The sequence below is a fragment of the Sphingomonas sp. GCM10030256 genome (assembly GCF_042666415.1).
Taxonomy (GTDB): domain Bacteria; phylum Pseudomonadota; class Alphaproteobacteria; order Sphingomonadales; family Sphingomonadaceae; genus Sphingomicrobium.
The window spans coordinates 1-19,631 of record NZ_JBHTDI010000002.1 but is presented as its reverse complement, the minus strand read 5'-3'; the positions used below and the strand labels follow the sequence as shown (position 1 = coordinate 19,631).

The following is a 19,631-nucleotide window of genomic DNA, read 5'->3' as shown; positions in this document are numbered from 1 at the left end:
CGCCAACGCCGACATCCTTGATCCGCTCCTTGCGCCACCCCAACTTCGTTCCGGCCAAGCAACCGTTCAGCTTCGCACGTGTTTGGCTAGCTGAACGAAGAGGGAAACTTGCATGCGCGTGCTGATCGTCGAGGATGAACCTTCGCTTGGGCGGCAGCTCCGCTCGACCCTGGAAGGCGCCGGCTATGCCGTCGACCTCGCCACGGATGGCGAGGACGGCCACTACCTCGGCTCAACCGAAAACTACGATGCGGTGGTCCTCGACCTGGGCCTGCCCGAAGTCGACGGGCTGACCGTGCTGGACCGCTGGCGCAAGGAGGGCAAGCGCATGCCGGTGCTGGTCCTCACCGCACGCGACAGCTGGTCGGACAAGGTTGCCGGCCTGGACGCCGGCGCCGACGATTACCTCGCCAAGCCGTTCCAGACCGAGGAACTGATCGCCCGCCTCCGCGCGCTGATCCGCCGGGCGTCGGGCAACGCCAGCAGCGAACTGATCGCCGGAGACATCCGCCTCGACACCCGCTCGGGCAAGGTGACCAAGGCGGGTGAGCCGGTGAAGCTTACCGCGCAGGAGTACAAGCTGCTCAGCTACCTCATGCACCACAAGGGCAAGGTGGTCAGCCGCACCGAGCTGATCGAGCATATCTACGACCAGGACTTCGACCGCGACTCGAATACCATCGAGGTGTTCGTCACCCGCATCCGCAAGAAGCTTGGCCCTGACGTGATCACCACCATTCGGGGTCTCGGCTACAGCCTGGAGGATGTCGCCGCGTGAATGCCGAGCCTGTAGCCGCGCCCGCCGCGGCTGCGGGCACCGCGGCATCGCCGCCGACCGCGCGGGTTCGCGGTACCGGTTCCCTTACGCGGCGCATGATCGTCGTCGCCGCAATCTGGATCAGCGTCCTGCTGTTCGCGGGCGGCCTCGCGCTCGACCGGGTGCTGACCACCAGCATCGTCCGCAACTTCGATTCGCAGCTCGACTATCTGCTCAAGAACGCGCTCCTGGCCAGTTCGGAGATCGGGCCGGACGGCGAGGTCCGCTTCACCCGCGCGCCCGCCGACCAGCGCTTCCTTGAGCCTTACTCCGGCCTCTACTTCCAGATTTCCGGCGAAGGTGCCGACGCCTTTCCCTCGCGCTCGCTGTGGGACCGCCGGCTCGCGGTGCGCCCCGCCCCCAACCTGATCGAACCGCGCTTCTACGACAGCGGCGAGTTCCAGGAGGAACCGCTGCGGGTCATCGAGCGGGACGTCGTCCTGCCGGGATCGGAAGTGCGCTGGCGCTTCCAGGTGGCCCAGACCCGCGAGATCATCGACGCCCAGATCCGCGAGCTTCGTTCCGTCCTCATCTGGAGCTTCGCGCTGCTGGGCCTCGGCCTCGTCATCATGGCCGCGCTTCAGACGCTCTACGGCCTGTGGCCGCTGCGCCGCGTCCGCAAGGAAGTGGTCGCCATCCGCTCCGGGGGCAAAACTCGCATTCCCGACGATTTCCCCGACGAGATCCGCCCGCTGACCGACGAGATCAACCAGCTGCTGGCTCACAACGAAGCGCAGGCGGAGGAAGCCCGCCGCCACGCCGGCAACCTCGCCCACGCGCTGAAGACACCACTCACCGTTCTCACCAACGCCGCCACCGCACGCGATCCCGACCTCGACACCACCGTCTGCCGCGAGGCCGCGGTGATGCGCCGCCAGGTCGACCATCACCTCGCCCGCGCCCGCGCCATCGGTCGCCGCGCTTCCGCCCAAGCCCGTGCCAGCGTGTGGGACAGCCTCGAAGCCGTGCAGCGCGCCGTCGACCGCCTGTACGAGCATGCCACCGTGGACATCGCCGGCGACAAGCAGGCCGAGGTCCGCGTGGAGCGCCAGGACCTCGACGAAATGCTCGGCAACCTTGTCGAGAACGCCGCCAAATACGGTCATGGGCGCGTGTTCGTGACGGTGGAAGACCGAGCACCGATGGTCGATATCATCGTCGAGGACGACGGCCCCGGCATCGCCGAAGAGCAGCGCAATGAACTCTTCACGCGCGGCAAGCGCCTCGACACGACGGGCAAGCCGGGCACGGGCCTCGGCCTCGCCATCGTGCGCGACGTGGCGGAAATCTACGGCGGTCGGATCACGCTGGAAGAGAGCGAGGATCTGGGGGGACTGCTGGCGCGATTGACGCTGCCGTCGGGTTAAGCCGCGCTCGCGGGCGCGTGGCGCTTGCCCCGACCCCCAACCCGGCCTAACCCGCGCCGGTGACCGCCACCATCACTCCGCTCCACTCCAATCGCCCGCCGTCGCTCGACCCGATGCTGCAGCTCACCGCCGCGGCGATGAACGGCGTCAATGCCATCATCCTCGACCGCATGCAGTCGGAAGTGGCGCTGATCCCGGAGCTCGCGGGTCACCTGATCGCCGGCGGCGGCAAGCGCATGCGGCCGATGCTGACGCTCGCCTGCGCCGCCCTCCTCGACTATCCCGGCACCCGCCACCACAAGCTCGCGGCCGCGGTGGAGTTCATCCACACCGCCACCCTGCTGCATGACGACGTTGTCGATGGCAGCAGCATGCGGCGGGGCAAACGCGCCGCCAACCTCATCTGGGGCAATCCGGCGAGCGTCCTCGTTGGCGACTTCCTCTTCTCGCGCTCGTTCGAGCTGATGGTCGAGGACGGCAGCCTCAAGGTGCTGAAGATCCTCAGCCACGCCAGCGCCGTCATTGCCGAAGGCGAGGTTGAGCAACTCACCGCCCAGCGCCAGGTCGGCACCGACGAGGACAAGTATCTCCGCATCATCCAGGCCAAGACCGCTGCTCTGTTCGCCGCCGCTTGCCGCATCGCGCCGGTGGTGGCGGAGGCCGGCGAGGAAGCGGAGTTGGCGTTGGAAAGCTACGGCAAGAACCTTGGCATCGCCTTCCAGCTGGTCGACGATGCGATCGACTACACCAGCGACGCCGAAACGATGGGCAAGGGCCTCGGTGACGACTTCCGCGACGGCAAGATGACGCTCCCGGTAATCCTCGCCTACGCCCGCGGCAGCAGCGAGGACCGCAGCTTCTGGCGCTCGGCCATCGGCGGCGACCGCGTCGCGGACGAGGACCTCGCCCACGCCATCGTCCTGATGCGCGACACCGGGGCCCTCGCCGACACGCTCGAACGCGCCCGCCAATACGCCCGCCGGGCCCTCGACGCCCTCGCCCCCTTCCCGGCCGGCAAGGCGAAAGCGGCGCTCACCGAAGCGGTCGAGTTCGCGGTGGCACGAGCCTATTAATCGGACCTGCAGGAATTTCCTTTAAGGGAGAGGGTCATGACCATCCGCAAAACGCTTTTCGGCGCCATCGCCTTTGCCGCCCTCACGGTCGGTGCGGCCGCTCACGCTGCGACCATGACCATGTACAAGTCCCCGAGCTGCGGCTGCTGCGGCAAGTGGGTCGAGCATGTCGAAAAGCACGGCTTCACGGTGAAGACCGTCGCCACCGACGACATGGTGGCGGTCAAGCAGCGGCTGAAGGTGCCCGCGAATGTGGCCAGTTGCCACACCACGACAATCGGCGGCTATGTCATCGAAGGCCATGTCCCCGCCGCCGACATTAAGCGCCTGCTGGCGCAGAAGCCCAGCGCGCGCGGCATCGCCGTTGCCGGTATGCCGATGGGCTCGCCCGGCATGGAGCACGGCAACCACCGCGAACCTTATGCAACCATGCTGATCGGCACCAACGGCAAGGCGTCCGTGTTCGCGCGGCACTAAGGGGTCTGACGCGAGCGGCTTTGGCTGTTCTCCATCGCCCACTTTCGACCCAAAGCAGATGTTCGACGCTGTGGCAGCAACGGTTGCTTCACCGCACGCTGCTACCGCTCAACGAACACTCACGCAGCTTCGTGATTGCTTCTGAGGCATTGAGTTTGAAGCTGGCAAGCAACGTGCCACCCAAAGTTAGTCCCATGACCTGGCTTTCAGCCAGATCACGAAGAAACTTTTCAGCCTCCATTGCATCCTTGAAAGGGCGACTGAACAGGTAATCGTTGCCAACTTTTTCGTAGCGAAGCTGACTGCTTCCCCAAGAAGTATCGACGGACGTGCCGTCTTTCCCAAAAACGAGCCCCACCTCCAGTTCGCCTTTGGTGGGCAGATACGTCATCCAGTTATTGGACCAAACCAGCAAGACCCCCTCTTTGTCGGCAGCATAGAGGATCGTGAGGCCATCAACTTTCTTCCCGTCCTTGGCACCGAAGAAGCCTTGCATGATGCAGCGCGGTGGCTCCGCTGAAATCTCCCACGCACCGACTTTTGCATAAATCGTGCTTACGGCTTCGGCTTGCGCCGCGAATGACGACAGCAGCGCACACGCACCGATCCGCCAAAATCTCACCTTCTGCCCCCTGTGGCTGTAGGGGCGCGCTGTGCATCTGCTGTGGTTAAGAAACGTCCTCAGCAACTCGCGATTTGGAAGCGCGTGATGTCCGCTTCCCACCCATAGCGGACAGTCACCTGTCCTACAGGCCCGCGATCTGCCAAAGGGCGGGCATGCAGGCTGATCGCGCAAGCTTCATGAAATTTCCTTTGAGGCTCCCAAGCCGAAGCGCAGAAATCCGAGCGTGTTACCGTGAACATTGTGAACATTCGCGGGCGCGATGACTGCGGATCTTCCCATCCTTGCCGTCCTTGCCAACCTGCTCGCCGCCCTCGCGGACAGCCCGCGCGCGCTGCTGATCGCGCCGCCCGGCGCGGGCAAGACCACCGCGGTCGCACCGGCGCTGCTCGACCAGCATTGGTGCAGTGGCCAGATCCTGCTCCTGGTCCCCCGCCGCCTCGCCGCCCGCGCCGCGGCCGAGTTCATGGCCCGGCAACTCGGCCAGAATCCCGGCGAGACGATCGGCTACCAGACCCGCCTCGACAGCCGTGCGGGCAGGTCCACCCGTGTGATCGCAATGACCCACGGCGTGTTCCTGTCCCGCATCCAGGCCGACCCGGAGCTTGCCGGAGTCTCCGCCGTCCTGTTCGACGAAGTCCACGAGCGCAGCCTCGACAATGATCTCGCTCTCGCGCTGACCCTCGACGCCGCCGAAGCGCTCCGCCCCGACCTGCGCATCCTCGCCATGTCGGCCACTCTCGACAGCCAACGCTTCGCGCGACTGCTTGGCGATGCGCCGCGGATCGAGAGCGAGGGCAGGAGCTATCCTCTTGCTCTGCACCACGTCGGCCGCGATCCGGCTGTGCGAATTGAGCCGCAAGTCGCCGCCGCCTGCCGCCGCGCCTTAGCCGACCAAGAAGGCTCTCTCCTTGCCTTCCTCCCGGGCGTCGCGGAGATCGAGCGCACCGCCACCGCCCTCGGCCCGCTCCCGCCGGACGTGATCCTCCACAAGCTTCACGGCGGCATCGAACCCGCTGCCCAGCGCGCCGCCCTCGCGCAGCCCGCGCCCGAGACCCGCAAGCTGGTTCTCGCTACCAGCATTGCCGAAACCAGCGTGACGCTGAACGACGTCCGGATCGTGGTCGACAGCGGCCTTGCCCGCCGCCCCCGCTACGACCGCGGCGCCGGCCTCACCCGCCTGGTCACCGAGCGGGCCAGCCGCGCCGCAATCACCCAGCGTGCCGGCCGCGCCGCTCGCCAGGGACCCGGCGTTGCCATCCGCCTTTGGGAAGAGGCCGCCACCGCGTCCCTCCCCGCGCACGATCCGCCCGAAATTCTCGAGGCCGACCTGTCCAGCCTGCTGCTGACCTGCCTGCTTTGGGGCGAGGGTGACCCGACGCGCCTGCCCTTCCTCGATCCGCCGCCCCCCGCTGCGCTCGATGAAGCGCGCGCCCGCCTCCGCACGCTCGGCGCGATCGATGCGGACGGCCGGGTGACCGATCATGGCCGCGCCATCGCCCGGCTGTCCCTCGAGCCGCGCCTCGCCCACATGCTGATCGAAGCCACCGGTCGCGGTTTCGGCCAGGCCGCTGCCGAGGCCGCCGCTTTGCTGACCGAGCGCGGGCTTGGCGGGAACGAGCCGGATCTGGAATTGCGCTGGCGCCGGTGGATGGGCGATCGTTCACCAAGGGCGGAGGGTGCACGCCGGATGGCGAAGCGTTGGGAGCATCAGTCCCGCTCGTCCCGAGCGGAGGCCAGCGGCCGTAGTGGAGGGGCGTTGAACGGCGACTCCGCCGAAGAACGCCCCTCGACTTCGCTCGGGACGAGCGGTTCTGCAATGAACATCGCCAAAGCCGCCGCCCTCGCTTTCCCCGACCGCCTCTCCCGCCGCCGCGATCCATCCGGGGAGCATTGGCAGTCCGTCGGCGGCCGCGGCTTCCGGCTCGATCCCGCCTCGCCCTTAGCCCGCTCGCAATGGCTCGCCGTCGCGGAAGTCGCCGGAGCCGCAAGTGGCGCCCGGATTCTCTCCGCCGCCGCGATCGACGAAGCCGACGTCCTGGCCCTGTTCGGCGAGCGCATCGAGACCCGGCACGACGGCGCCTTCGATCCGGCAACCGGCTCGGTCACACCGACCCGCAGCCGCCGGCTTGGCGCGATCCGCCTGGCCAGCGGCCCCGACCCGAAGCCCGATCCCTCAGCCATCGAGCGGGCCCTGCTGGACGGCGTTCGCGAGCACGGCCTGGCGCTCCTGCCCTGGAGCGAAACTGTTCGGCAGCTCCGCCACCGGGCTGCGTTTGCAGCCGCTCACGACCCGAGCATCCCTGCTCTTGATGACGAGGCGCTGCTGGAGCGTCTCGACGAATGGCTCCCGCCGCTCTTTTCAGGCAAGCGCCGCCTCGGCGACATTGATCCGTCCGCACTCCGCGTCGCACTCGACAACCTGCTCGAATACGAAGGCAAGCGCCGCCTGGACCGTCTCGCTCCGGCCGAGTTCGCCAGCCCGGCCGGAAGCCATCACGCGATTGACTACTCCGCTCCCGGCGGGCCGTCCGTCGAAGTCCGAGCCCAGGCCCTGTTCGGCCTCACCGCTCATCCGATGCTGGCGACTGGCCGGGTCCCGCTGACGCTTGCCATCACATCGCCGGCCGGCCGGCCGATCCAGACCAGCCGCGACCTGCCGAGCTTCTGGGCCGGCTCCTGGCGCGACGTCGCCAAGGAGATGCGCGGCCGCTACCCCCGGCATCCCTGGCCGGACGATCCGGCAGCCGCTCCGCCTACGCTCCGCACCAAGCGCGCGTCGGCTTGAACAATCGGGAAAACTGCGCCACTTCGCCCCTCATGACCGTCGCCCGCATCATCGAGAACAGCCGCAAGACCACTCAGTCCGGACGCGCCAAGGCCGGCACCTGGTCGCTGGAGTTCGAGCGCTCCCAGGCGCAGCACCACGATCCGCTGATGGGCTGGCCGGGCTCCGGCGATACGAAGACCCAGGTGCGCCTGTCGTTCGACACCAGGGACGCTGCAGTCGCCTATTGCGAGAAGCACGGGTTCGAATACCACGTCATTCCCGCGCCCCCGATGGCGCTGAAGCTGCAGGCCTACGCCGACAACTTCCGCTAGGTTCACTCCACTTCGCTTGCCAAAACGGACTTAGTCCCGCAGGACCGCCCGGCCGGATCGCGTTTCCTTGCTGGAGCGCTTGTTGCTGCGCGCACCATCCTGGCCGTCATCGGCACTCGTCCCGAAGCCATCAAGCAAGCGCCAGTCGTCCTGGCTTTACAGGCGCATGGCCTCACCCCGACCTTGCTCCTGACCGGTCAGCACCCCAGTCTCGACCCCGCCGCCTACGGGCTTCACCGGTTCCCGACGATCAGGCTCGCCTGCCCCGGCCAGCCCGACCCTCACGAGCATGCCGCGCAAGTCGCTGAGCGCTGCGCTCCCCATCTTCGCGGAGCGGCGCTGGTGATCGTGCAGGGCGACACGTCAAGCGCCTTGGGCGGAGCGCTGGCCGCCTTCGCACGAGGCGTTCCGGTCGCCCATGTCGAAGCGGGTCTGAGGAGTTTCGACTTCACCCTCCCCTGGCCGGAAGAAGGCAATCGGTTCGCCATCGACAGCAGCGCGGCACTTCTGTTCGCTCCCACCGAGACGAGTGCGGCCAACCTTCGGGCCGAGGCAGTCCCAGGCGCCATCCACGTCACCGGCAATACCGCTATCGACGCCCTTCGCCACCGGCTCGGGCGTGTGCCCGTGCCTCGCCTCAGTGCCGTCAAGGGGCGGTCGCGGCTGCTTGTCACCTGTCACCGACGGGAGAATTGGGGCGCCGCCTTTGATGGAGTGAGTCAAGCCGTTGCCGAACTCGCTTCGGAGAACCGCATCGACATCGACTTCCTCGTCCCGCCGAACCCCGCAATGGCCGCTCGCATCCACGAACGCCTCGGTGGCTTGTACGGCGTGCGGTTGTGTGCACCGCTGGACCACGGCGGAATGATCGACGCCATGCGCTCGGCAAGCCTGATCCTCAGCGATTCCGGCGGCATTCAGGAAGAAGCGCCCGCGCTCGGCACCCCGCTGCTGGTCCTGCGCGACCGGACCGAGCGGCCGGAGGGCGTAGTCAGCGGCAACATGCTACTGGTCGGCAGTTGCTCCGAAAAATTCTGTCGGAGACCAAGCGGCTACTGTCCGACCCTCACGCCTATGCCCGGATGAGCACCCCCGCCCTGCCCTATGGCGACGGCCATGCGGCGGACCGGATTGCTGCGATCATCGCTGCGGTACTCGGGAAGGCCAAGGTGCCTGCAGACCGGCTGATCGCGTGATTGACTAGCACCGCCACCCTCGCCATATGCGCCGCTCGCCAAAGCTTTGGCCCCTTCGTCTAGCGGTCTAGGACGTCGCCCTCTCACGGCGAAAACACGGGTTCGAGTCCCGTAGGGGTCACCAGCAGAATCAGTGCCTTAGGCGCGGTGAGCCGCAAATCTCGGTAATACTTCGGTTATAAACATGCCGAGATTCGCCCGGACATCCGTGGACGATGACGGCCTTTGACCACTCAAGCTCGGGTGCCCCTGGCGCCCTCTCCGGAAGCTGAAGAGCCTGGGCGAAGCTATGTTGCCGCCAAGCGGAACAACCGACTGGTCGCGAAGCTTCAGTCTGAACCGGTAAGTGAGACTTAGCCCCACGCCGACCGGATCGTCATTTGAAAGGCCCGAAATCAGAGGCGGTGGGCTCATAGCTGCCTTCGACTTACCCAATGCAATTCGATTAGGGCGCGCGGACGCTCCCTCAATGCCGTTCTTGCGATGGAGCCCCGCCCGCCGCACAAGTCATCTGGACCGTTGGTAACGCGAGGTTTGGGATGAAGGGCGTATTCGAGATAAGCGGCACCTCTCGCTACGACGATCTCATCACCGAGCGCTACCATTTTCCTCGGATCTATCTCCGCGTGGCCCAGCGCTTCATCGGCGACTGGATCCTTTATCGCGAGACCGGATCCTACGGAGGCCGTAAGGCCTATGTCGCGGTAGCGCGCGTTGAGAGGATCGATCAGGACCCGTCGGACCCCGCGCTGTTCTACGCTCGCGTGACGGACTTTCTCGAACTTGACCATGCTGTGCCTTATCGAGATCGCGACGCGACGATGCCCGCCTCCGTCCGCGCATCACCTACGATAACGTAGTCGCGACCTAAGATCAGACACTCATGCATCTCAAGATCTGCAAGCGGGCCTTCCGCTTCCCACCAGAAGCAGATGTCGGGGTGCGGCCAGCAGCGGCCAGCATCTGCGTCGGCAAGTGGCCGTAAGCGGAGGGTCGGCTCTGGCAGGACAGCTGCACAACCTGGACATGATCACTTGCCAGCCACGCCGAAATAAATTGCGCTGAGGCTCACTGTATCGATCAGACCGTGAAGAATGATGGGCGCCCAGAGATTGCGACCGCCTGCGATGTACACAAGGCCGATGATCAAACCCGTGGTTCCCGCCGTGATGGCGCCGCCAGCACCCTGGTAGGAGTGAAGGGCTCCGAAGATTACTGCTTGGGTCAGCACCGCCAGCACGGCAGGAACACGGGTCGTGCCGAAGACCAGTTCGAGCCGGCTCTGCAGAAATCCACGAAACACCAGCTCTTCACCGAACGCAGCCGAGCCCCAAGCGACGACGACGAGAAGATAGATGTAGAGGCCAGTATTGCCCGTCAGACCCGAAAAGGCTTCTGCCGTCTTAGGTGTGAGGCCGAGGATGGGAAGGACAACTCCGGTCAGCAAGGCAAACGCAGCACCAACGGAAACGTAGCCGGCGATCACGAGAAGGGCGACCTTGCCCATGCTCGCTGGCCTGCGCAGACCAACCGCCCGCCAGCTGCTGCGGCTTGCACGAAGCCAGACCGTGGCCAAGGAGAACAGCACAAGCATGCGAAGCGGCACACCCAATCTGTGCAGGAGGTCGCCACTCAGGGATTCCGTTGTGCTGAAGACAGACATGGCGACGACCGCCACACCCGAAAGGACGATCGATCCCGCCAAGGCCACAGGGGCTTGCGAAGCGGCTTCGGAGGGCCTGGCAGCAGCAATCGAGATCATAGTTGCAACTCCATCTGAACACCGTATAGATACCAGATGCCCGCTCAACTTAACAGTGTCAAGTCCAATGCACGCCCGTATCACCACGGCGATCTCCAAAGCGCGCTGGTTCTTGCCGCAGAGCAGATCCTCACCGAGAAGGGGGTGGCTGGCTTCTCTTTGCGTGAGGCCGCGCGCCGGGCGGGTGTTTCGCCGGCCGCTCCAGCTCACCACTTCAAAGATGCAAGCGGCTTGCTGACAGCTGTTGCTGCGAAGGGCTTCTCCCGCATGGCCGAGCATCTCGCTCGTGCCGGAGATGCTGCGCAGACCTCGTGCCGGTTACAGGCGCTCGGTGCCGCCTACATCGACTTTGCGAAGCAAAGCCCGGCCATCTTCTCCATCATGTGGAATCGCGAGTTGTTGAAAACGGATGATGCCGCTTACCTGGAAGCTGGCCGGATAGCCTTCAACGTTCTGGAACGGGCAGCGACGGGTAAGGCAGTCCCGGTCCGAACCGCTCCACATGTGCCTGATCCCTCCATCATCGCGGCCTGGTCGATGATCCACGGCTATGCTCGCCTGATTTTGGATGGAGCACTGCAGAACTTACCGGACTCCATAGAGGATGAAGTGCTCAGGCTCCTACCAACCAAAGCATAGGTCGAAGCCAGCCCGCTCGAGCCATCGCGAACAGGTTAGAAGGCGGGCGGTGTCGGTCTCTCGAACGTTGCAGCACGCATCGTACTGTTGGTGGCGCGTTTGGCCGTGGAGCAATGCGTCTGTTAGTCACCGTGAGTGATCGCCGACGAGATGCCTTCCGATCTTGTACCCTCCCGCCGCGTCATCGCGGTAACCTGGGCCCTCGTTGCGATGGCCTATACGCCGGCGTTTATGATGAGCTCGGGCGGCGAGATGAATGTCGCCGCCGCTTTCGTCTTCGTGCTTCTAGGCTTCCTGCCGTGGATGCTGGCAACCCGCCTGCTGCTGAACGTGGCATGGCGTGCGCCGCTCGGAGCTGGGTCAAACGGGCGCAGCCTCGGGGTGCTGATCCTGACCGGAGGCATTGCGCTTCCGCTGCTCTCGCTAGCCGGGAGCGCCCTTGGCCAAAGCTTTGCCACCCTTCTGAGTACGGAGCAGCTGGAGTTCGATCCCGGGCAGGTCGCCAGGGCGGCGGTGATCACCGGCTTCTTTTCCGTACCCACATTCGTGGCGGTAATGGGGGTGGGCCAGACGATCGTCTACATCGACCGGACCAGAACAAGGGAGCGGCTGCTCGCACGAGCACGGCTCGAGGCACTGCGGGCGCAAATCGATCCCCACTTCCTCTTCAACGCTCTGGGAGGAATAGCGCAGCTCGCCCATCGCGACGCGCAGCTGGCGGAAACCGCAATCAGCCGCCTTGCCGACGTGCTCCGCAGCAGCCTCACCTCCGACCAGGGCGCCGTCCCCTTGTCCGAGGAGATCGGGACGATAATGCACCACCTCGAGTTGCATCGGATTCTGCTGCCTGCACCAGTCGACCTCCGCCTCTCCATCGATCCCGGAGCCAGGCAGGCGGAGGTTCCGGCCATGATACTTCAGCCACTCGTCGAGAATGCGGTCACGCATGGCCTCAGCCGAATGAGCTCGGGTCTCTGGCTGTCGATCACGGCGAAGGTCGAGGAAGGGCGGCTGGCCTTGCTGGTGTCGAACGCGCGGCCGGCGGGGAGCGCAAGGTCCGCCGGCTTGGGATTGGGCCTGCGGAACGTGCGTGAGCGCCTTGCCGCCTCCTATGGTCCTGCGGCGAAGCTCAACACGTCGGACGAGTACGGCCGCTTCGAGGTGGCGCTCGAGCTTCCGCTCACCGAGGCTCCGGAACGCGGTCCATGATCCGGACCGTCATCGTCGAGGATGCGAGCCTCGCCCGCGAGGCGCTCGTGCGCTTGCTCGGTGCCCATGCTGATATTGAAGTCCTTGGTGAAGCGGCTACTGGCGCGCAAGGCATCGAGCTCATCGGCGCGGCCACGCCCGATTTCGCCCTCCTCGATATTCAGCTACCGGACATGGATGGCCTCGAGCTTGCAAGGCGGCTGCCGAAGCCGCGCCCGGCGCTCGTTTTCCTCACGGCCTTTCCCCAGCACGCCTTGCCGGCATTCGAGGTGGAGGCGCTCGATTATCTCCTGAAGCCGGCAAGCCCCGAGGGACTCGCTCGGGCGCTGGATCGGGTCCGCCGATCGCTGGGCCGTCCTCCTCAAGTGCCCCCGCCCGCCGTTCCCGATCACATCGAGGTTCGCGATGGAGGTCGCACCACCTTCGTGCCGCTGGCCTCGATCGACCATGTCGACGCGGCCGGCCATTATCTATGCATCCATGCGGCCGGAAGCGTCCACCTGCTTCGAATGCCCATCGGCGAACTGACCCAGCGGCTCGGTCCCGCTTTCCTGCGGGTGCATCGGTCGGCCCTGGTGCGGGTCGACCAGGTCAGCCACATCGATGATCGCCGCAATGGTGATGGTGACGTGAAGCTGAAGAGCGGCGCGCGTGTCCCGCTGAGTCGAAGTTACCGTCCCGAGCTCGAGAAGCGGCTCGCCCTGGCACGTCGCTAGCCGAGCCCGGCTCACGACATCGAAGGCACGGCCTAGGCCAAGCCCCTTTCCGGCGCCGCCGGGATGAGGCTGAACAGTCGCACGATAATCGTGAGGAACTTCGATGCGCTCCTTGTCCTATTGCTCGGTCCTTGCCGCAGCCCTTGCGGGATTGCTCCTGCCGATCTCAGCGGTGCACGGGGCACCTAGCTATAGCCATGATGCAACGTCAGCACCCAGTTCGCTGCCTGCGCCCAACCTGCACCTAAAAGGCGGGTTCTGGTTCGATGGGTCGAGTTTCGGGCCCATGGAGTGGTACGCCGTTGGAGGAAAGCTCACGAGCCGCCGGCCTGCTCGGGTGGATGTGGTGGTCGACCTTAGCGGTCGCCATGTCATCCCGCCGCTCGCCGAAGCGCACAACCACGATCTCCAGAATGCCTTCCTAGCCGGCCGCATCGCTCCCGGCTATCTTGCCAGCGGCATTTTCTACAGCGGTCAGATGGGCGCCAACCCCGAGGACATCCGTCCGTTCCGCAGCTTCCTGGGGACGCCAGGTTCCGTCGACGTAATGTATGTGGAAGCGCTTATCTCCGCCTCCGATGGCCACCCGCTCGGCATGGCCCTCGACTCCTACAAGGCGGCGGGCATGGAGGCCAAGCCCGAAGACATCCGGGATCAGGCTTATTGGGCTGTCGACAGCCTTGCCGATCTCGACGCTCGGTGGGACCGGATCGCTAAAGCCAAACCGGCCTTGGTGAAGGTCATGCTGATCGACAGCGCTAACTACGCTGCCAATCGCAGGAACCCGGCCCTGTTCGGCAGGAACGGCATGGATCCCGCCCTCGTGCCCGAGATTGCCAAGCGTACTCACGCGATCGGAGCTCGCCTAGTTGCCCACGCGGAGACCGCAGACGATTTCGCCAAGGCAGTTGCCGGAGGCGCGGACATCATCGCGCATCTGCCGGGATACAAAATCGGCAGGGGCAAGGCGGCAGCGGATTATCGTCTTTCCGATGTGTCGATCGCAGGCGCGGCAAAGCAACGGGTCACAATCATCACCACGACGGCCATCTCCCGCTTTGCTCTGGAGAAGTCACCCAAACTCGCGCCTGTCATTCGCGGCAACTATGTCGATAACATTCGGCGTTTGAGGGCGGCGGGAGTCAAGATCGTCTTTGGCTCAGATGATGTCGGCGGGTCCGTCGTGGGCGAGATCGAGAGCGTGGACCGGCTGAACGTTATTCCTAGGAATGAGCTGCTCCGGATTGCGACGCAGGACAGCGCACGCGTTCTCTTTCCCGATCGCGCCATCGGCACCTTCGTGGAGGGTGCCGAAGCAAGTCTGGTGGCCTTGGAAGGCAACCCACTGGAGGACCTCAGTGCCCTTCGCCGGCCCAGACTGGCGATCAAGCAAGGGGAACTACTTGCCCGAAGGTGACGGGGCCGGGAGGGTGAACCGGGCCGTCTTCCTTCAACGTGCTGAGAATCAAAGCCCTGAGGTGCACCGGAAAGTCCAGGACGGACGCTAAGCCGGCGCCTGCTCCACATGAACGACTGTCGGCTATTCGCCTCAACTTACCCGAAAGCAGCCGTTCCGCTTACCACCAGAAACAGGCGTTCGGGTAGGCCAGCTTGAGCATCGGCCCACGGGCGCTTGGAGAACGTCCGGTTCTGTACAGCGGAGGCTCATGCAGGGGTAATGAGTTCCGACGAGCTAGACTTGGAGCTTGGACGGTGATCGAAACAGGACACCAGTCAGGCGCAGAATGTAGCCGCCAGCTATCCGCATGAGCGAGCGTCGGCTTTTCGATGCCGCTGACCCGAAGCCTGCCGAGCCGCCTTCCACCATCAAGCCACCCTACGAAGGTGCAAGCTGATCGGCCGCGTTGAAGTCAGACGCTCAGCCTGGATGTCCGCTACGGGGCAGAAAGAAAACGTATGGGGCAGAGCGACCGAAGGCCCTTGAGCCCTATCGCGCTGCGGTGCCTGCTGCCTCGGCAAGTTCGTAAAGGTAGTCGACATAGAACATCGCTGCTTCGTCGAAGCCCGCTACCTTCGGGTTCTTGCTTTCGACGAGATACCATTCGTTGGGCGCGTGCGCGGCGCCGCCGGTGCCCAGACCGAACCCGACTGCAGGCAGCTTCAGCGGGGGACCAGTGAAGGTCACTCCTGGCCAAGATCCCGCCAAGCGCGGGCTAAGTGCATAGGTGACTCCGGCCTTCTTCAGAGCAGCAGTCTGCGATCGCACCAAAAGGCTATTCTCGTCGGTCTCGGTCGGGCCGTACCCACCACTGACATTGACGACGATGTCGCTGAACCCGCGCTTGGCCAAGTGAGCCTTCAGCTTTGATACTGCTTCATCCTTGGTCATGTTCGGCACCAGCCGGAGGTCGATCTTGGCTTCAGCACGACCGGGCAGGACCGTCTTTCCGCCTGGTCCAGTGTAGCCGCTCACAAGGCCTTGGATGTTCACTGTCGGCTGCTGGGCCAAGCGGATGGCGCTGGTGAGGAAACCCTCGTCCTTGATCCAATGCTTCACGCCGAGCTGCTGCTTGATCTCCGCCTCGTTGGAGTTGCGAATGCCTTCGGCAATCAGCTCCTTCTGCCGAGCCGTGAGCGGCGTCACATTTTCGAACCAGCCATCGATCGCCGGAGTATATCCGTCATCCGCCACCAGTGTGTCCAAAGCCTTCACCAGTCGCCAGGCAGGGCTCTCCACAACGGCCATCATGCTCGAGTGAATGTCTTTGGCAGGCCCTCTGCCCCAAGTTTCACTGCTCGAGATGAGCTGCAGTTCAATCGCGCCCTTCGCGCCCAGGTCAATCGACGTTGCGCCGTTCGTCTCCTGCCCGGCCATCGGGATGAAGACGCCCACCGCCTTGCTCATAGCGGCGCGCACATCCGGGCTCGCTATGACCTGGTTGAAGTTCGGGGAAGCAATCTCTTCCTCCCCTTCTGCAACGAGGACGATGTTGACCGGTAGCTTGCGTCCAGTCTGCTTGAAAGATCGGAGCGCGGCCAGAAACGCCATCTCTGGCCCCTTCTGGTTCACCGCACCCCGACCCATGATCGCCTTGCCCTCTGGCCGATCAACGATCCTACCTTCGAGCGGCGGCGAGGACCATTCCTTGGGATCGAACTGCTTGACGTCGTACATGAAGTAGATGCCGAGCGTCCTCGGGGCCCCCGCATCAAGGGTCGCAAAGACGCCCGGAACACCGCTGGTCGGTACGATTTTCGCCTGCTGAAAACCCGCGTCGAGCAGCATCTGGCGCATGTATTCAGCGCCCTTGTCGACATTTAGTTTCTCGGCCGCAATCGTAGGGTTTGCGATCCAGTCCTGAAGCCGTTTGATGTTCGCGGAATGCTCGGACTTAACGGCAGTTTCCATTTGCGAGCGATCAGGAGTTCTCGCACTCAGGGGCGAACTGATGAACGGTAAGGTCGCAAGAACTGCTATTATGCCGCGCAGAACCGGACCCATGAGCTTTCCCCCTTTTGACGAGTGTAGGCTTATCGCATACGGGATAGAAGTCCAGTGAGAGCCGCCACCACTGGCATTCTCGTGTTGAGCCGTATCGCTGCTCTACACTTGCCGCTGTGACAAGGCCGCCAAGACACGGCTCACAGCTCAGGAGACCTCGCGCGACACGGAGCCAACATCGGGCGCAGCATTGATTATGCTGCCTGTAGCTTCCTGCGGTCTTCCTCGTCGATCGCTTCCAGCGAAGCTCCTTTGCTTTCCCTCATTATGAGGGCTGCGGCGAGACTCACGGCCGCGGAAGCGAGAATGTAGAAGGCGATAGGCTGCCAAGCCTCGTACTCGCGTAGAAGCGCGGTGCCGATCAGCGGCGCCCAGCTGCCGGCCACAATGGCAGTAACTTGATAACCAAGCGACACGCCCGAGTAGCGCATGCGGGTTGGGAACATCTCAGCCATGATCGCCGGTTGGGAAGCGTACATCAGCGAGTGGATGGCCAGCCCGAGCATGATGGCGCCCAGGATGGACGCAGTGGCTCCAGTGTCAAACATGGGAAAGGCGATGAACGGCCAAGCCATGGTGAGCAGCGCGCCAGCGATGTAGACCGGTTTGCGGCCGACCCGGTCCGCGAGTGCTCCAACCAGGGGAATGGCGGTTACGTGCAGAATGTGAGCTGCAAACAGCAGCGTCAGAATGCGTGTCGTGTCCACCTGTCGATGGGCGAGATAGGTGATCGAGAAGGTTACCACCATGTAGTAGAGGATGTTTTCGCCGAACCGCAGGCCCATCGCCGTGAATACCCCCCGCGGATAGCGCCGGAAGACTTCGGTCAGCCCATAACCAGCCACCGCCTCCTGCTCGACTTCCTTTCGAGCGGCTTTGAAAATTGGCGAGTCCGAGACCTGGGTCCGGATGTAGTAGCCAATAGCCACGATCACGACTGAGAGCCAGAAGCCGATGCGCCATCCCCAGGATAGGAAAGCTTCCTCGCTAAGGGTTGCCGACAACACGAGCAGGATCGCCGTCGCAAGCAGGTTTCCAAGGGGCACGCCCGCCTGCGGCCAACTACCCCAGAAAGCCCGGCTGCGGTTGGGACTATGCTCGGTAACCAGCAGAACCGCGCCGCCCCATTCGCCGCCCAGCGCGAAGCCTTGAACGAAGCGAAGCAGGACAAGCAGAGCCGGAGCCCAGTAACCAATGGTGGCGAAGCTTGGTAGGCAGCCCATCAAGAAGGTCGAGATGCCGATCAGAACCAAGCTAAATTGGAGCAGCGACTTGCGGCCGATCTTGTCGCCGATGTGTCCGAATACCACCCCCCCGAGCGGGCGCGCAACAAAGCCCACTGCATAGGTCGCAAAGGCGGCGATGACGCCATCTAACTCGTTGCCCGTTGCAGGGAAGAACAGCTTGCCAAACACCAACGTTGCGGCGGTGCCGTAGAGAAAAAATTCGTACCACTCGACCACCGTACCGGCCATCGACGCTCCAACGACCTTCTTCAGATAGGGGAGGTCCGCTTCCTGCTCGTGCTTCATGATAAGCGAGGTAACTTGTTGAGCGTGCTCGCGTCCACTTCGATAAGTGCAGTCGATTGCTCCGCGAGCTGCGGGGCGAACTGGCTGCTTTGCGCTTGAGCCGGCTGAAACTTCGTCTGGGCGAACGTCTGCTATAGATTTGCCTGCTCCCAAAACCCGCCGTTCCGCTTTCCACCAATCGCAGACGTTGGCGGCGTCACATGCTGCGAAGGGCGCCGCCGCTCACCTTTGGACCCGCGCTGGCCTCTCGGATCGCTTGAGCAGATCGGTAAGGTCTGATTTCCAGAACCGAGCCCATGTATGAGTGCCGTGTCCACGTGTTTCATCTGTCTCGGGGATCAGCCGGAAGCGAGCATTCGGCATTCGGATGATAGCTCGCTGGGGGATGTTGAGGTTACGCGGATTGATGAAGTCGTCTGCTGAATTGACCCATGTCAGCGGCGCCTTGATACTTTCAAGCTTCGGCCATGGATTGTAGGTCCGTGATGCCTCAACCTGATAGATCAAGTCATTGGCGTCCAAACCTTTCAATGATGCGGTGATCCGCTGGCGTGCGTATCGGGTCGCTGCCTCACGCGTGGGATAGACTTCCTGGAGGTTGAGCGGTGCTGCGCCTGCCACCAGCAGCATAGACGCGGCGGTCCGCAGGCCATGCAATGGCTGGGTCTTGTACTCGCCGCCAGCCCAAGCCGGGTCAGCCTTGATGCCGTCGATCAGAAGCTGGCGCCAAACACGATTGAGCCCTGCGATCTCTATCGGTTCGCAGGCCAGCGGCATGAGCGCGTGGGCGAAATCAGGCCAGGTTTCGCCCCACAGGAAGCTATGCATGCAGCCCATGGACGTGCCCATAATCAGCCGCATCCGCCGGACGCCGAGCCCCTTGGTCAGAAGCAGATGCTGCGCTCGGACCATGTCAGCGTAGTCATACCTTGGAAAGCGCATGCGCATACCATCGGACGGCTTCGAAGAGCCGCCATGCCCGATGTTGTCTGGAAGAATGATCCAGTAGCGATTGATGTCGAGCGGCTGGCCTGGGCCATAGAGTTCATCAGCAAACTGCGGCTGAAGAAACTGCTTCCCGGTGCCGCCAGTACCATGGAGGACCATCACCGCATTGTCGATTTCGCCCTCGGCGTTCCGGTGTGGACTCCCCAGGGTGGTATAATGAGTGCGCAGATTAGAGAGGCGCTCACCGGTGCCGAAACGGAAGTCCCGGATCAGGAAATCGGCTTCACGAGCGGGCCACCTCGTTTGGGTGGCAGCTGGTGCCGGCATGGCGATGGGGGCCTTGGCGATGGGGGCCTTGGCGGAGGGAGCCTGGGGCGAAATGGCGGCGAGGATCTGAAGGAGCAAGCTCATCCTGCTCTTGTGGCTTGCCTTTGCCGCAAAACCAAGCTGGTCAAGACCCATCGCCGGTGGTCGGAAGGGAGTCTGCAACGTTGCGCCAGCGTCTTTTCGGCGCAGTCTGCATCGGTCTATGCTCATGTCTCGCGGGTTGCGTGGGAACTAGCTCCGGCGCTCATCCGCGTCTGCTTTCTTTGTGTTGGAGCCTGAAAGCGGCCTTTCCGCTTCCCACCAGCCGCAGACATGAGGCGAAGTCGAACAAAGGTCCGCTCGCCGGGCGCTTGTTGGAGCTGTGCAGTGGTCACCGAGGAC

The 19,631-nt window shown here is 64.0% G+C and carries 17 protein-coding genes and 1 tRNA gene; 13 read left to right on the top strand and 5 right to left on the bottom strand.

Translation table 11 applies throughout. The features are described from left to right. Positions 1 to 112: 112 nt before the first annotated feature. From ACFQPG_RS07875 to ACFQPG_RS07860, 4 genes are all read left to right on the top strand, one after another. Positions 113 to 778, top strand: coding sequence for a response regulator transcription factor (locus ACFQPG_RS07875; protein ID WP_380811793.1), 666 nt, complete (start codon positions 113 to 115; stop codon positions 776 to 778). A gap of 95 nt (positions 779 to 873) precedes the next feature. After that, positions 874 to 2,184 (top strand): ATP-binding protein, encoded by a 1,311-nt coding sequence (locus ACFQPG_RS07870; RefSeq protein ID WP_380813079.1) that lies wholly within the window; start codon positions 874 to 876, stop codon positions 2,182 to 2,184. Positions 2,185 to 2,243: 59 nt separating this feature from the next. Then, complete coding sequence (locus tag ACFQPG_RS07865; protein WP_380811791.1) at positions 2,244 to 3,257, top strand: polyprenyl synthetase family protein; 1,014 nt, start codon at positions 2,244 to 2,246, stop codon at positions 3,255 to 3,257. 36 nt (positions 3,258 to 3,293) lie between these two features. After that, positions 3,294 to 3,734: a DUF411 domain-containing protein gene (locus ACFQPG_RS07860; RefSeq protein WP_380811789.1), complete on the top strand. Its 441-nt coding sequence runs from the start codon at positions 3,294 to 3,296 to the stop codon at positions 3,732 to 3,734. Positions 3,735 to 3,822: 88 nt separating this feature from the next. Here the strand turns inward: ACFQPG_RS07860 and ACFQPG_RS07855 are convergent, their stop codons facing one another. After that, positions 3,823 to 4,356 (bottom strand): hypothetical protein, encoded by a 534-nt coding sequence (locus tag ACFQPG_RS07855; RefSeq protein WP_380811787.1) that lies wholly within the window; start codon positions 4,354 to 4,356, stop codon positions 3,823 to 3,825. Positions 4,357 to 4,618: 262 nt separating this feature from the next. Here ACFQPG_RS07855 and hrpB point away from each other — a divergent pair, with 262 nt between their 5' ends. From hrpB to ACFQPG_RS07830, 5 genes are all read left to right on the top strand, one after another. Continuing rightward, positions 4,619 to 7,144 (top strand): ATP-dependent helicase HrpB, encoded by a 2,526-nt coding sequence (hrpB, locus tag ACFQPG_RS07850; RefSeq protein WP_380811785.1) that lies wholly within the window; start codon positions 4,619 to 4,621, stop codon positions 7,142 to 7,144. 32 nt (positions 7,145 to 7,176) lie between these two features. Beyond that, complete coding sequence (locus tag ACFQPG_RS07845) at positions 7,177 to 7,458, top strand: ETC complex I subunit (RefSeq protein ID WP_380811783.1); 282 nt, start codon at positions 7,177 to 7,179, stop codon at positions 7,456 to 7,458. Positions 7,459 to 7,554: 96 nt separating this feature from the next. Next, the gene (wecB, locus tag ACFQPG_RS07840; RefSeq protein WP_380813076.1) at positions 7,555 to 8,544 is read left to right on the top strand and encodes a non-hydrolyzing UDP-N-acetylglucosamine 2-epimerase; all 990 of its coding nucleotides are present in this window, start codon (positions 7,555 to 7,557) and stop codon (positions 8,542 to 8,544) included. Between the two features lie 158 nt (positions 8,545 to 8,702). After that, positions 8,703 to 8,778, top strand: a tRNA-Glu gene (locus ACFQPG_RS07835). A gap of 415 nt (positions 8,779 to 9,193) precedes the next feature. Then, positions 9,194 to 9,514 carry a hypothetical protein gene (locus ACFQPG_RS07830; protein WP_380811781.1) on the top strand — a complete coding sequence of 107 codons (321 nt, stop codon included), beginning with the start codon at positions 9,194 to 9,196 and terminating at the stop codon, positions 9,512 to 9,514. A gap of 170 nt (positions 9,515 to 9,684) precedes the next feature. Here ACFQPG_RS07830 and ACFQPG_RS07825 read toward each other — a convergent pair whose 3' ends face one another. Further along, entirely contained in the window at positions 9,685 to 10,416 is a 732-nt protein-coding gene (locus ACFQPG_RS07825) for a CPBP family intramembrane glutamic endopeptidase (RefSeq protein ID WP_380811779.1), read from the bottom strand. Between the two features lie 36 nt (positions 10,417 to 10,452). Between ACFQPG_RS07825 and ACFQPG_RS07820 the strand changes: the two genes are divergently transcribed. The 4 genes from ACFQPG_RS07820 (at position 10,453) to ACFQPG_RS07805 (ending at position 14,397) form a co-directional block, all read left to right on the top strand. Further along, a complete protein-coding gene (locus ACFQPG_RS07820) occupies positions 10,453 to 11,055 on the top strand; it encodes a TetR/AcrR family transcriptional regulator (protein WP_380811777.1) in 603 nt (200 codons plus the stop codon). Positions 11,056 to 11,190: 135 nt separating this feature from the next. Further along, on the top strand, positions 11,191 to 12,264 hold the full coding sequence (locus tag ACFQPG_RS07815; protein ID WP_380811775.1) for a sensor histidine kinase: 1,074 nt from the start codon (positions 11,191 to 11,193) through the stop codon (positions 12,262 to 12,264). Then, positions 12,261 to 12,980, top strand: coding sequence for a LytR/AlgR family response regulator transcription factor (locus ACFQPG_RS07810; protein ID WP_380811773.1), 720 nt, complete (start codon positions 12,261 to 12,263; stop codon positions 12,978 to 12,980). Before ACFQPG_RS07815 ends, ACFQPG_RS07810 begins: the two co-directional genes overlap by 4 nt. 337 nt (positions 12,981 to 13,317) lie before the next feature. After that, on the top strand, positions 13,318 to 14,397 hold the full coding sequence (locus ACFQPG_RS07805; protein ID WP_380811771.1) for an amidohydrolase family protein: 1,080 nt from the start codon (positions 13,318 to 13,320) through the stop codon (positions 14,395 to 14,397). A 531-nt stretch (positions 14,398 to 14,928) separates the two neighbouring features. Here ACFQPG_RS07805 and ACFQPG_RS07800 read toward each other — a convergent pair. The 3 genes from ACFQPG_RS07800 to ACFQPG_RS07790 all read right to left on the bottom strand — a co-directional run bounded on the left by ACFQPG_RS07800 (position 14,929) and on the right by ACFQPG_RS07790 (position 19,385). Beyond that, on the bottom strand, positions 14,929 to 16,350 hold the full coding sequence (locus ACFQPG_RS07800) for a M20/M25/M40 family metallo-hydrolase (protein WP_380811770.1): 1,422 nt from the start codon (positions 16,348 to 16,350) through the stop codon (positions 14,929 to 14,931). Positions 16,351 to 16,637: 287 nt separating this feature from the next. Beyond that, positions 16,638 to 17,975: an MFS transporter gene (locus ACFQPG_RS07795; RefSeq protein WP_380811768.1), complete on the bottom strand. Its 1,338-nt coding sequence runs from the start codon at positions 17,973 to 17,975 to the stop codon at positions 16,638 to 16,640. Positions 17,976 to 18,197: 222 nt separating this feature from the next. Continuing rightward, positions 18,198 to 19,385 (bottom strand): alpha/beta fold hydrolase, encoded by a 1,188-nt coding sequence (locus ACFQPG_RS07790; RefSeq protein WP_380811766.1) that lies wholly within the window; start codon positions 19,383 to 19,385, stop codon positions 18,198 to 18,200. Positions 19,386 to 19,631 lie beyond the last annotated feature (246 nt).

What these genes read in the sequence shown, in the direction of transcription:
- ACFQPG_RS07870 (WP_380813079.1), top strand. Translation starts at nt 874, where the DNA reads ATGATCGTCGTCGCCGCAATCTGGATCAGCGTCCTGCTGTTCGCGGGC.
- ACFQPG_RS07830 (WP_380811781.1), top strand. Translation starts at nt 9,194, where the DNA reads ATGAAGGGCGTATTCGAGATAAGCGGCACCTCTCGCTACGACGATCTC.
- ACFQPG_RS07825 (WP_380811779.1), bottom strand. Translation starts at nt 10,416, where the DNA reads ATGATCTCGATTGCTGCTGCCAGGCCCTCCGAAGCCGCTTCGCAAGCC.
- ACFQPG_RS07800 (WP_380811770.1), bottom strand. Translation starts at nt 16,350, where the DNA reads ATGGAAACTGCCGTTAAGTCCGAGCATTCCGCGAACATCAAACGGCTT.
- ACFQPG_RS07875 (WP_380811793.1), top strand. Translation starts at nt 113, where the DNA reads ATGCGCGTGCTGATCGTCGAGGATGAACCTTCGCTTGGGCGGCAGCTC.
- ACFQPG_RS07810 (WP_380811773.1), top strand. Translation starts at nt 12,261, where the DNA reads ATGATCCGGACCGTCATCGTCGAGGATGCGAGCCTCGCCCGCGAGGCG.
- ACFQPG_RS07790 (WP_380811766.1), bottom strand. Translation starts at nt 19,385, where the DNA reads ATGGGTCTTGACCAGCTTGGTTTTGCGGCAAAGGCAAGCCACAAGAGC.
- ACFQPG_RS07845 (WP_380811783.1), top strand. Translation starts at nt 7,177, where the DNA reads ATGACCGTCGCCCGCATCATCGAGAACAGCCGCAAGACCACTCAGTCC.
- hrpB (WP_380811785.1), top strand. Translation starts at nt 4,619, where the DNA reads ATGACTGCGGATCTTCCCATCCTTGCCGTCCTTGCCAACCTGCTCGCC.
- ACFQPG_RS07795 (WP_380811768.1), bottom strand. Translation starts at nt 17,975, where the DNA reads ATGAAGCACGAGCAGGAAGCGGACCTCCCCTATCTGAAGAAGGTCGTT.
- ACFQPG_RS07860 (WP_380811789.1), top strand. Translation starts at nt 3,294, where the DNA reads ATGACCATCCGCAAAACGCTTTTCGGCGCCATCGCCTTTGCCGCCCTC.
- ACFQPG_RS07820 (WP_380811777.1), top strand. Translation starts at nt 10,453, where the DNA reads ATGCCCGCTCAACTTAACAGTGTCAAGTCCAATGCACGCCCGTATCAC.